Consider the following 12,271-nt stretch of genomic DNA (forward strand, 5'->3'; position numbering starts at 1 on the left):
AATATCGCTCATGTTTGCAAGGCGATGCTGGCCCGGTAGAATCGCCGGACTATCTCTTAGGGACCCGAGACATGCCGTACCGCGTCTTATTCGGCAGTCTGTTGCTGCTGTTGTGTTTTACCGCAGCCGCCGGGAGTCCCGCTCCCGCGATCTCCTACACTCGCGACGTCCAGCCGATCTTCACGGAAAAATGCGTGGCCTGTCATGCCTGCTACGACTCCGCTTGCCAGTTGAACCTGGGCAGCGGCGAAGGTGCGGCACGGGGAGCGAGCAAGCTGTCGGTGTACGACGGCGAGCGGCGCCAGGCGGCCGATCCGACTCGCTTGTTCTATGACGCCTCCGGCCCGCGCGCCTGGCAGCGCAAGGGCTTTTATTCAGTGCTCGACGCCCAAGGCAGCCAGGCTGCCCTGATGGCGCGCATGCTGGAGTTGGGCCACCGCACACCGTTGCAGCCCAACGCCAAGCTGCCGGAAGAGATCGTGCTGGGCCTCAATCGTGAAAACAGCTGCGCGATGCCGGATCAATTCAACGAATACGCAGGCAGCCATCCCAAGGAAGGCATGCCCCTGGCTGTCACCGGCCTGACCGACCAGCAATACCAGACCCTGCAACGCTGGCTGGCCGCAGGCGCCCCCATCGATCAGCAGGCCCTGGCGCCGAGTGCCGCCGAAGCCTTGCAGGTGGTGCAATGGGAAAACCTGCTCAATGCCCCGGGCGCCCGGGAAAGCCTGGTGGGCCGCTGGTTGTTCGAGCATTGGTTCCTGGCGCACATCTATTTCAAGGACGGCGAGCCGGGGCATTTCTTCCAGTGGGTCCGTTCGCGCACGCCCACCGGCCAGCCCATCGACCTGATCAACACCCGCCGACCGAACGATGATCCCGGCACCCGCGTCTATTATCGGCTCTGGCCGGTGCAAGGGGTGATCGTGCACAAGACCCACATCACCTACGGCTTGAGCGCGGCGAAGATGGCACGGATCAAGAGCCTGTTCTACAGCGGCAAATGGCAGGTCTCCGCGTTGCCGGGCTACGGCCCGGAGCGCCGGGCCAACCCGTTTTCCACCTTCGAAGCGATCCCGGCCCAGGCGCGCTACCAGTTCATGCTCGATAACGCCGAGTATTTCGTGCGCACCTTCATCCGCGGGCCGGTGTGCCGGGGCCAGATTGCCACGGACGTGATCCGCGACAATTTCTGGGCGCTGTTCCAGGACCCCGAACACGACCTGTACATCACCGACCCGAACTACCGCGGCCAGGCCACACCGCTGTTGGCGATGCCGGGGCAGAACGACGACGTGGGCAGCGTCGTCAGCCTGTGGCTCGACTACCGCGACAAGCGCAACGAGTATGAGGCCTTGCGCCGCGACAACTATGCCGAGCTGCCGGCGCCGAGCTGGTCGACGCTGTGGGCCGGTAACGACAACGCGCTGCTGAGCATTTTCCGGCATTTCGACAGTGCTTCGGTCACCAAGGGGTTGATCGGCGAAGTGCCGCAGACGATGTGGCTGTTCGACTTCCCGTTGCTGGAGCGCACCTATTACCAGTTGGCGGTGAATTTCGACGTGTTCGGCAACGTGTCCCACCAGGCCCAGACCCGGCTGTATTTCGACTTGATCCGCAACGGTGCGGAGCAGAACTTCCTGCGCCTGATGCCGGCTGACGCCCGGGAAGGCTACCTGGACGACTGGTACCAGGCCGGTGGCCAATTCAAGATGTGGCTCGATTACGAGGCCATCGACGATGACACGCCGACCGCCCTCAAGCTTGACGAACGCGACTCCAAGGGCGATTTCACCCAGCAATTGCTGGCCCGTTATGGCGAGCTGAACGCCCGTCCCGATCCGATCAACCGCTGTGACGGTGCCTACTGCTCGCGCCCGAACATCGACCCGGCGCTGCAAAACGCCGAACAGGCCCTCAGCCGCCTGGTGTCGCGCCCGGCGGCGGGGCTCAAGGTGATCGACCAACTGCCGGAAGCGACCCTGCTGCGCGTCGAAACCGCCAGCGGTCAGCGTGAGGTCTACAGTCTGCTGCGCAACCGTGCCCACAGCAACGTCGCGTTCCTGCTGGGCGAGGAGCGGCGCTACCAGCTGGGGCTGGACACGCTGACGGTCTACCCGGGCGTGTTCAGCAGCTATCCGAACTTCATGTTCAACATTCCGGCCGGGCAAGTGCCGGCATTCGTCGAGGCCATGCAAGGCGCCCAGGATGCGCCAGCGTTCGAGCGGATTGTCGAGCGCTGGGGCATTCGCCGCAGTCACCCGCAGTTCTGGTACTACTTCCACGACCTGAGCCAATACATCCAGGAGACGGAGCCCGTGGAAAGCGGTGTGTTGGACATGAATCGCTACCAGAACCTCTGATCGACAGCGCCGGCGGCAAACTCCGTGCCGCCGGGCGCTTTCCTGACAAAAATACTGGGACTTTGTCCGGCGCGATGATTGGCGTAAACTGCCGGCAAGCCTGCGAGGAGTTTCCATGACCGCCATTACCATTACCGATGCCGCCCACGATTACCTGGCCGATCTGCTGTCCAAGCAGAACACGCCTGGTATCGGGATCCGCATCTTCATCACCCAGCCCGGCACCCAGTACGCCGAGACGTGCATTGCCTACTGCAAGCCGGGGGAAGAAAAACCCGAAGACACCGCGCTGGGGCTCAAGAGCTTCACCGCGTACATCGACTCGTTCAGCGAAGCCTTCCTGGACGATGCGGTGGTCGACTACGCCACCGACCGCATGGGCGGTCAACTGACCATCAAGGCGCCAAACGCCAAAGTGCCGATGGTCAATGCCGACAGCCCGGTCAACGAGCGCATCAATTACTACCTGCAGACCGAAATCAACCCGGGGCTGGCCAGCCACGGCGGCCAGGTTTCGCTGATCGACGTGGTGGAAGACGGCATCGCCGTGCTCCAGTTCGGCGGTGGCTGCCAGGGCTGCGGCCAGGCTGACGTCACCTTGAAGGAAGGCATCGAGCGCACCTTGCTCGAGCGCATTCCGGAACTCAAGGGCGTACGCGACGTGACCGACCACACGCAGAAAGAAAACGCCTACTACTGATTGTGGCGATACCATCTTGCGATCAGCTCGTAACCTGTGGGAGCGAGCTTGTGGGAGCAAGGCTTGCCCGCGATGCAAACACCTCGGTGTAGCTGATAGACCGAGGCGACGCCTTCGCGGGCAAGCCTTGCTCCCACAGGTTCGCTCCCACAGGGGGATCCAGGTGGATTCTCTGGCGAGTCAGGGTCTATAGAGATGCGCATGCCCGGCGCGGTACAGCGAAGACTCGCTGAACACATCGTTGCCCAGCACACGCCCCACCAGAATCAGCGCCGTGCGGCGAAAGCCCTTGGCGTGCACCTTTGCCGCGATATCGTCCAGCGTCCCCATCACCCAATCCTGGTCCGGCCAGGTCGCCCGGTGGATGACCGCAATCGGGCAATCGGCGCCGTAGTGGGGTAGCAGTTCGTCGACGATTTTTTCCAGATGATTGACCCCCAGGTGAATCGCCATGGTCGCCCCGTGCTGCGCCAGGCTGCCCAGCTCTTCCCCGGCGGGCATCGGGCTTTTGTCGGCGTAGCGGGTGAGGATCAGGCTTTGGGAAATGTCCGGCAAGGTCAGTTCGGCGCCCAGCAGGGCGGCGCAGGCTGAGGTCGCGGTCACGCCCGGGATGATTTCGAAAGGGATGTCCAATTCCCGCAGGCAACGAATCTGCTCGCCAATGGCACCGTACAGGCTCGGGTCGCCGGAATGCACCCGGGCCACGTCCTGGCCCTTGAGATGGGCACTCTTGATCAATTCGATGATCTGTTCCAGATGCAGCTCGGCGCTGTTAATCACCTGTTCGGCACAGTGGCCTTCCAGGACGGCGGTCGGCACCAGCGAGCCGGCGTAGATGATCACCGCGCAGTGGCGGATCAGTCGCTGGCCTTTGACCGTGATGAGATCCGGGTCGCCGGGGCCGGCGCCGATGAAGTAAACGGTCATGACCGGCTCCTGTGAAAGGTGGGTGAGCGTCGCCCAGATGAAGATCGCTCATGATCCTGGGCGCCGATTATCGGGATTTACGCCACGACCGCCAATGCCAACGTGCTCTTGGGGCCTTTTTGGCGAGTAATCAGCAGCGTCGCGGGCGTTGTGCCCAACTGTTCGGCCAAGGCCAGGGCGGCGCTTTCGGCGATGCCGTAGCAACCGGTGCGCTCGAAGGCGATCTCGGAGCGGTGACTGAGCCGCTGCTCGTAGCTGGCCAACTGTTCGACACTGAAACAGGTCAGCGGCAGGGCCAGTTGCCCGGCCAGCTCCAGCAGCCCGGGCTCGTCACGTTTGAGGTCGATACTGGCCAGGGCCCGTACCCGATGAAGTTCGATGCCGTGGGCCAGCAGCGTCTCGTCGAGCAAGGCCCGCAGCGTGCTGGCCGGGCAACCACGCTGGCAGCCCAGGCCGATCACCAGGATCGGCTCGGCGCTCATGCGTCGTGGTGGGCTTGGCCGTCACGGCGAAACAGCCAGGCGCTGATCAGGCCCAGGGCCAGCCAGAACGCGACGTTGGTCAGCTGCGAGGCGATCTTGAACTGGCTCTCAAGCGCTTCGGGCGCCAGCATCGAGTGGACTTCGGGCTGCGGTGCGCCGATGACGTGGGGCACCAGCAACGTCGCCACGCCCAACAGCTTGAGCAGCCAATGCCGGCCGAAGGCGATCAAGGCAATGCCCACCGCCGTGGACGCCGCGGTGCCGATCCACCACATCTGCCGTTGGGCCAGGTCGGCCGCTGCGGTGCCAGGCAGTTCCGGCGGCAGGCCAAGTGTCGGCGCCAGGACGAAAGTGGCATAGCCGGCCAGGCCCCAGAGCAGGCCTTGGGACGTGCGAGTCGGTGCGCGCAAGGTGTACAGGCCCGCCAGCATCAGGGCAAAACCCACGGCAACTACCAGGTTACCGCCGGTGGTGGACAGCACGCGCTGCCAACCGTCTTCCGGCTCCCAGGCCTCGGCATCATGGGTATGAGCCGCCCCGTCGGCGTGTTCATGGACCTCGGTCGCCGGAGCCTTCTCGAAGGTTTCCGCCTGGAGAATCAGCGGCGATACCCAGAAACTTTGCAGCAGGGTCAGCAGCAGGGCGGCCAGCAAGCCGCTGAAACCGGCGGTCTGCGCGATACGCTTGATCATGTCGTCAGTTCTCAATGGCACGGGAAGGCGGCGCTGTGACGGGTATCGTGAGCGGCGTTGTGCACCGCTTCGATGTGGGAGAAACCGGCGAAATAGACCAGCCCCGCGCCCAGGATCGAAGCAAGGATCGCGGCGCTCAGGCGTTGGCTCAGGGTGGTGGTGCTGCTGGCGGTGCGGGCGGTGCTGCTGATGGTCGACATGGCGCTTCCCTCTGTTCTTGTTCAGTGGGTATTCGAGCGCGATGAGACCCCGGGCGAAAGCCCGCCAAGGTTCGAACAGCGCCCGCCCACCGCGGGTTTGTTGATGCATGAGTCATGGGCCGGTCTCCGGGCTCGCGAGGGGCCGGGCTTGCGCCTGGCCTGCAAGCGTCACCTTCCCATGTCCTGGGACACAGTGGTTCAGACGCTTCGCTCGCTTACCGTTGCGGGGGCAGCACCGGACTGACGTGGCCTTGAAGTAAAGCACACGATTCACCGGTTTCCCGTTTCACCCTGTGAAGGGCACCCATAACTAGGCGCACAGGAGAGCATGGGCGGGGCTGGGTCGTCAATTGGCATGGGGTTTCAGGCTGACACTGAGTTGCGCCCTTCGCGAGCAGGCTCGCTCCCACAATGAATCTCGCCGATCACAGAACTCATGTTCAACAAAGATCAACTGTGGGAGCGAGCCTGCTCGCGATGAGGCCCGTCCATGCGCCGCAACACGCTCTGGCGATTGACCCGCCCCCACACCCTGCGTAGCCTTGCGCCTTCGAGGTTCTTCGGCACGTGCCGGAGCTAAGAAGGGAACGCGGTCCAAGCCGCGGCTGCCCCCGCAACTGTGAACGGTGCTGTTTCTGCAAGGCCACTGTGCATGCCTTTAAAACGGGCGCACGGGAAGGCGCAGCAATTGCCAGTCGAAAGATTGGCCCGCCGTCAGCCAGGAGACCTGCCTCGAGACAGATTCTCACTACAACCGGGCGGGGTGATCCGGTGGCGAAATCTTCCGCGCACGCCTGTGCCAGCGGTTGTCGTCCCGTTTGCCCGCCACCTTGCCAAAGGGCATCCGATGAAAACACTGGCCAAACTCCCCGTCACCATCGTTACCGGTTTCCTCGGCTCGGGTAAAACCACCTTGCTGCGGCACATGCTCGACAACGCCCAGGGCCGTCGTATCGCCGTGATCGTCAACGAATTCGGCGAGCTGGGCATCGACGGCGAGATCCTCAAGCAGTGCTCCATCGGCTGCACCGAAGAAGAAGCCAACGGCCGCGTCTATGAACTGGCCAACGGCTGCCTGTGCTGCACGGTGCAGGAAGAGTTCTTCCCGGTGATGCGCGAGCTGGTGGCCCGGCGTGGCGACCTCGACCACATCCTCATCGAAACCTCCGGCCTGGCCCTGCCCAAGCCGCTGGTCCAGGCCTTCCAATGGCCGGAAATCCGCAGCGCCTGCACCGTCGACGCAGTGATCACCGTGGTCGACAGCCCGGCCGTGGCCGCGGGTACCTTTGCCGCGTTCCCCGACCAGGTCGATGCCCAGCGCAAACTCGACCCGAACCTGGACCACGAATCGCCGCTGCACGAACTGTTCGCCGACCAACTGGCGAGCGCCGACCTGGTGATCCTCAACAAGGCTGACCTGATCAGCCCTGAAGACCTGGCCAAAGTTCGCCTGGAAGTCGCCGAAGAGCTGCCACCGGCGGTCAAGGTCATCGAAGCCAGCAGCGGTCGCCTGCCGCTGGACGTACTGATCGGCCTGGGCGCTGGTTCCGAAGAACACATCGACGGCCGCCACAGCCATCACGACCATCACCACGATGGCGACGATGATGACCACGATCATGACGCCTTCGATTCCATTTCCATCGAACTGCCCCAGGCTGACGAAAGCCTGCTGCTCGACGCGTTGACGCAACTGGTGGTCCAGCACGGCGTACTGCGAGTCAAGGGTTTCGCGGCGATCCCGAACAAGCCGATGCGCCTGTTGATCCAGGGCGTCGGGACGCGGTTCGACAAGCATTTCGACCGCCAGTGGGGCGCGGAGGAAGCGCGGGTCACCCGTCTGGTGCTGATCGGCCAGGCGCTTGACGCCGCGCTGCTCGAAGCGCAGTTGCGCGCCGCCCTCGGGGCCTAAGTCATGCACCTGCTCAGGACCCAGCCCGGCGGTTTCGTGTCGGATGACAACATCGCCGACCTGGGGCAAACCCCCGCCGAACTGGTGATCCTGTGCAGCGGCGACTCCAGCCTGGCGCTGTTGGCCGAAGCGGCGAAGCAGTTGCCGGGCGATTATCCGCAGTTTCGCCTCGCCAACCCGATGCAGGTGCAGAACCACGCCTCGGTGGATCTGTATGTCGAAGACGTGCTGCAACACGCCAAGGTCATCCTGTTGTCGCTGCACGGCGGCATCGGCTATTGGCGCTACGGCATCGAGCGCCTGATGGAACTGGCCGGGCGCGGGGTGAAGCTGATCCTGGTGCCGGGGGATGATCGTCCGGACCCGGAACTCAGTGACCTGAGCAACGTGCCCTGCGAAGACCGCGACCGGCTCTGGCAGTTCTTGCGCCAGGGCGGGCTGGGCAATGCCCTGGACCTGTTTTACAACCTCGGCAGCCAATGGTTTGGCCGCGATTATCCGTGGGCCGAGCCGCAGGCCTTGCCACGCACGGCCATCTATCACCCGGCGAAAACCAGCGCCAACCTCGACGATTGGCAAGCCGACTGGAGCGCCGGGCAACCGGTGGCAGCGGTGCTGTTTTATCGCTCCCACCTGCAAGCGGCGAACACCGCGTTCATCGACGTGTTCTGCCAGCGCCTGCAAGCGGCGGGGCTCAATCCGCTGCCGATTGCCGTGGCCAGCCTCAAGGAGCCTGGTTGCCTCGCACTAGTAGAGGACTGGCTGGACGAGGTGCAGGCGGGCGTGATCCTCAACACCACCGGCTTCGCGCAATCCAGCCCCGAAGCTCCGCACTTGCGACCGTTTCGCCGCAACATCCCGGTGATCCAGGCGATCTGCGCCCAGGACAACGAACCCGGCTGGCGTGCCAGCGAGCAGGGCCTGGGACCACGGGACCTGGCGATGCACATCGCCTTGCCGGAACTGGACGGACGGATCATCAGCCGCCCGATCAGTTTCAAGGACTTGGCCTGGCGCAGCGAGCGCAGCCAGAGCGACGTGGTCTGCTACCGGGCCGCGCCCGAGCGCATGGATTTTGTCGCCGAACTGGCCCGACGCTGGACCACCCTGGCGCGCTTGCCCAATGCCCAGAAGCGTGTGGCGCTGATCCTCGCCAACTACCCGACCCGCGACGGTCGCATCGGCAATGGCGTCGGCCTGGACACCCCGGCAGCGGCGTTGAATATCCTCCGGGCCCTACAGGTCGAAGGTTATCCATTGCCGGCTGAACTGCCGGCGAGCGGCACCGCATTGATCCAGCAATTGCTCGGCGGGGTCAGTAACGACCTGGACAGCCTCGACTTGCGTCCCTGTCATCAGAGCCTGGCCCTTGCCGAGTACCAGGCCTTGTTCGACGCACTGCCCGAAGCCAATCGCCAAGCGGTGCTGGCGCGCTGGGGCTCGCCCGAGCAAGACCCGATGTGCCGCGACGGGCGCCTGATGGTCGCCGGCCTGCGCCTGGGCCTGACGTTCGTTGGCATCCAGCCGGCGCGGGGTTACCAGGTCGATCCGAGCGCGGTGTACCACGACCCGGACCTGGTGCCGCCCCACGGTTACCTGGCGTTTTATTTCTGGTTGCGCCACACCTACGGCGTCCACGGGGTGATCCACGTCGGCAAGCACGGCAACCTCGAATGGCTGCCGGGCAAGGGCGTCGGGCTGTCGGAAAACTGCTGGCCGGACGTGCTGTTGGGGCCGTTGCCGAATATCTATCCGTTCATCGTCAACGACCCGGGTGAGGGCGCCCAGGCCAAGCGTCGCACCCAGGCGGTGATCATCGACCACTTGATGCCGCCGCTGACCCGGGCCGAAACCTATGGGCCGCTGCGTAACCTTGAGCTGCTGGCCGACGAGTACTACGAGGCGCAATTGCTCGATCCGCGCCGTGCCCGGGAGCTGCAACGGGACATCCTCAACCTGGTGCGCGAGACCCACATCGACCGCGAACTGCAACTCGATGCCGGGCTCGACAGCGATGCCGACGCGGCGATCTGGCTGCCACGCCTGGACACTTACCTGTGCGACTTGAAGGAGTCGCAGATCCGCGACGGCCTGCATATTTTTGGCGAGTCGCCCTGCGGACGGCTGCGCATCGACACCTTGCTGGCGTTGCTGCGCATTCCCCGGGGCGACGGAAAAGGCGCGCAGTCGAGCCTGTTGCGGGCGCTGGCCAAGGCGTTCGGGCTGGGTTTCGACCCGCTGGATTGTGCCTTGGCCGAACCCTGGACCGGCGACTGTCCCGAGGCGTTGCGTCAGGTCAGCGCCGAGCCTTGGCGCACCGCCGGCGATACCCGCGAGCGCCTGGAGCTGTTCGCTGTGCAGTTGATCGAGCAGGCGCTGGACGGTGCGGTGGAGCAGCTCGACGCGCCAGGCTGGGAGGTGGTGGGCAGCATCATTGAAAACCTGCGATCCGTCGTGGCCCCGCGCCTGGACGCTTGCGGCCCGGCGGAAATGCGCGGCCTGCTCGATGCCTTGAGCGGGCGCTTCGTGCCCGCCGGCCCCAGCGGCGCGCCGAGCCGCGGGCGCCTTGATGTGTTGCCCACCGGGCGCAATTTCTTCTCGGTGGATGTGCGCAACCTGCCCACCACCACGGCGTGGCGCATCGGTTTCCAATCGGCGAACCTGATCCTTGAGCGGCATTTGCAGGACCACGGTGATCACCTGCGCCAGCTCGGCCTGTCGGTGTGGGGCACGGCCACCATGCGCACCGGTGGCGATGACATCGCCCAGGCCATGGCGCTGATGGGCGTGCGCCCGGTGTGGGCCACGGGTAGCCAGCGGGTCGATGACTTCGAGATCCTGCCGCTGAGCCTGCTGGACCGGCCTCGGGTCGATGTCACGCTGCGGGTGTCCGGCTTCTTCCGTGACGCCTTTGCCAACCTGATTCGCTTGTTCGATGCCGCCGTGCAGGCCGTCGCCGCACTCGATGAGCCGGACGACATGAACCCCTTGGCGGCCAAGGTGCGTGGCGAACGCGAAGCCCTGCTGGCATCGGGTCTTGAGCCGGAAGCCGCGGCGCGCCAGGCCGGCTGGCGGATCTTCGGCGCCAAGCCCGGTGCCTATGGCGCGGGCGTGCAGGGCGCGATTGACGGGCGCTTGTGGCAGAGCCGCGAGGATCTGGCCGAGGTGTACCTGAACTGGGGCGGTTACGCCTACGGCGCCAGCGATGAAGGCACGGCCGCCCGGGAGCAGTTCTCCCGGCGCTTGAGCCAGGTGCAGGCGGTGTTGCAGAACCAGGACAACCGCGAGCACGACCTGCTCGATTCCAACGATTACTACCAGTTCCAGGGCGGCATGCTGGCGGCGGTCGAGACCCTCAGTGGTGATGCGGCGGCCAGTTACCATGGCGATCACAGCCAGCCAGACTTGCCCAGGATCCGCACCCTGAAAGAAGAGCTCAACCGCGTCATCCGTTCCCGCGCAGCGAACCCGAAGTGGATCGACGGGGTGAAGCGTCATGGCTATAAAGGCGCCTTCGAACTGGCGGCGACGGTGGACAACCTGTTTGCCTTCGACGCCACCACCCGGTTGATCGACGATCACCAGTACGCCTTGCTGGCCGATGCCTACCTGCTCGATCCGGACACCCGGGATTTCGTCCGCCAGCACAACCCCGACGCCCTGCGGGACATGACCGAGCGCATGCTCGAAGCGCAGCAGCGGGGGATGTGGCAGGATCCAGGCGAGTATCGCGAGGCGTTGGAAAATTTGTTGTTGGACATAGAAGAAGATGGCTGACATGCCTACTGAGCAGGCGAGACACAACCCCTGTGATGGGTTGACCTGTGGCAAAGGGATTTATCTCCACCCTGTGGGAGCAGGGCTTGCCCGCGATGGTCGCGCCGCGGTTTAGCAGCTAAACCGCGTTTTCGTTCATCGCGGGCAAGCCTTGCTCCCACAAGCCCCCTTTTGACATTGACGTTACCGACCACCCTTGAGAATTAGATATGACCCACACCCCCCATTTCCCGCTCTGCGCCGTGGTCGGTGCCGATGATCTGAAACTGGCCCTGTGCCTGGCCGCGATCGATCCGAAAATCGGCGGTGTGCTGATCGAAGGGCCGCGAGGCATGGCCAAGTCCACACTGGCCCGGGGCCTGGCGGACCTGCTGGCCAGCGGTCAGTTCGTCACCTTGCCCCTCGGTGCTACCGAAGAGCGGCTGGTGGGTACCCTGGACCTGGACGCAGCGCTGGGGGAAGGGCGCGCGCAGTTTTCTCCCGGCGTGTTGGCCAAGGCCGACGGTGGCGTGCTGTACGTCGATGAAGTGAACCTGCTGCCCGATCACCTGGTGGACTTGCTGCTCGATGTGGCCGCCAGCGGCATCAACCTGATCGAGCGCGACGGCATTTCTCATCGGCATCCGGCGCGGTTTGTGCTGATCGGCACCATGAACCCGGAGGAGGGTGAGTTGCGCCCGCAGTTGCTCGACCGTTTTGGCTTGAACGTTGCCCTTGACGGTCACACTGCACCGACTGAACGCGGTCAGATCATCCGGCGACGGCTGGATTTCGACAGCGATCCGCTGGCGTTCTGCGTGGCGTGGGAGACGGCCCAGCAGCAGTTGCGTGACCGTTGCCAACAGGCGCGCGACCGCTTGGCCGGGATCGCCCTGGATGACGCGGCGCTGGCGCAGATCACCGAGCGCTGTTTTGCCGCCGGGGTCGATGGCTTGCGCGCCGACCTGGTCTGGCTGCGGGCGGCCCGGGCCCATGCGGCCTGGCGCGGGGCTCCTGCAATTGCCGATGAAGACATCGATGCGGTCGCCGAGTTTGCCTTGCGGCACCGGCGGCGTGGGCATTCGGCACCGGCACCGGCACCGTCCCAGGCACCGACCGGCGCGGAAAAAACCACTGAATCCAACGAAGGCCAGGGCCAGTGGGGCGACCTGCCGGCCCGGGCATTGCCGACCGGTGCCCGGCGTGACGTGCCGAGCTGGCCAAAAAAGCCCTAGGCAT

Annotated in this window: 9 protein-coding genes and 2 riboswitches; of the genes, 5 read left to right on the forward strand and 4 right to left on the reverse strand. The window is 64.7% G+C overall.

From position 1 onward, the window contains the following. Positions 1-71 precede the first annotated feature (71 nt). Both B0E42_RS10040 and nfuA read left to right on the forward strand, forming a co-directional pair. Positions 72-2,363: a fatty acid cis/trans isomerase gene (locus tag B0E42_RS10040; protein ID WP_077506305.1), complete on the forward strand. Its 2,292-nt coding sequence runs from the start codon at positions 72-74 to the stop codon at positions 2,361-2,363. A 115-nt stretch (positions 2,364-2,478) separates the two neighbouring features. After that, the gene (nfuA, locus tag B0E42_RS10045; RefSeq protein WP_003182850.1) at positions 2,479-3,063 is read left to right on the forward strand and encodes a Fe-S biogenesis protein NfuA; all 585 of its coding nucleotides are present in this window, start codon (positions 2,479-2,481) and stop codon (positions 3,061-3,063) included. Positions 3,064-3,243: 180 nt separating this feature from the next. On the opposite strand, the gene cobM is transcribed toward nfuA, so the two are convergent. The 4 genes from cobM to B0E42_RS10065 form a co-directional block, all read right to left on the reverse strand. Beyond that, positions 3,244-3,990, reverse strand: coding sequence for a precorrin-4 C(11)-methyltransferase (gene cobM / locus B0E42_RS10050; RefSeq protein ID WP_018604742.1), 747 nt, complete (start codon positions 3,988-3,990; stop codon positions 3,244-3,246). Between the two features lie 77 nt (positions 3,991-4,067). Further along, positions 4,068-4,472 carry a cobalamin biosynthesis protein gene (locus tag B0E42_RS10055; RefSeq protein ID WP_077506306.1) on the reverse strand — a complete coding sequence of 135 codons (405 nt, stop codon included), beginning with the start codon at positions 4,470-4,472 and terminating at the stop codon, positions 4,068-4,070. Then, positions 4,469-5,164, reverse strand: a complete 696-nt coding sequence (locus B0E42_RS10060) for a CbtA family protein (RefSeq protein ID WP_018604738.1) — start codon at positions 5,162-5,164, stop codon at positions 4,469-4,471. Before B0E42_RS10060 ends, B0E42_RS10055 begins: the two co-directional genes overlap by 4 nt. An 11-nt stretch (positions 5,165-5,175) precedes the next feature. Continuing rightward, positions 5,176-5,364 (reverse strand): CbtB-domain containing protein, encoded by a 189-nt coding sequence (locus B0E42_RS10065; RefSeq protein ID WP_014338677.1) that lies wholly within the window; start codon positions 5,362-5,364, stop codon positions 5,176-5,178. Between the two features lie 99 nt (positions 5,365-5,463). Next, a riboswitch (cobalamin riboswitch) is annotated at positions 5,464-5,687 on the reverse strand. A gap of 213 nt (positions 5,688-5,900) precedes the next feature. Next, positions 5,901-6,114: riboswitch (cobalamin riboswitch) on the forward strand. Positions 6,115-6,211: 97 nt separating this feature from the next. Here B0E42_RS10065 and cobW point away from each other — a divergent pair. From cobW to B0E42_RS10080, 3 genes are all read left to right on the forward strand, one after another. Next, entirely contained in the window at positions 6,212-7,276 is a 1,065-nt protein-coding gene (cobW, locus tag B0E42_RS10070) for a cobalamin biosynthesis protein CobW (protein ID WP_003200209.1), read from the forward strand. A 3-nt stretch (positions 7,277-7,279) separates the two neighbouring features. Then, on the forward strand, positions 7,280-11,053 hold the full coding sequence (gene cobN / locus B0E42_RS10075; RefSeq protein WP_077506307.1) for a cobaltochelatase subunit CobN: 3,774 nt from the start codon (positions 7,280-7,282) through the stop codon (positions 11,051-11,053). A gap of 209 nt (positions 11,054-11,262) precedes the next feature. Continuing rightward, positions 11,263-12,267, forward strand: coding sequence for an ATP-binding protein (locus tag B0E42_RS10080; RefSeq protein ID WP_077506308.1), 1,005 nt, complete (start codon positions 11,263-11,265; stop codon positions 12,265-12,267). The last annotated feature ends 4 nt before the right edge of the window (positions 12,268-12,271 follow it).

It is taken from the genome of Pseudomonas sp. A25(2017) (assembly GCF_002001065.1).
GTDB classification, from domain to species: Bacteria; Pseudomonadota; Gammaproteobacteria; order Pseudomonadales; family Pseudomonadaceae; genus Aquipseudomonas; species Aquipseudomonas kilonensis.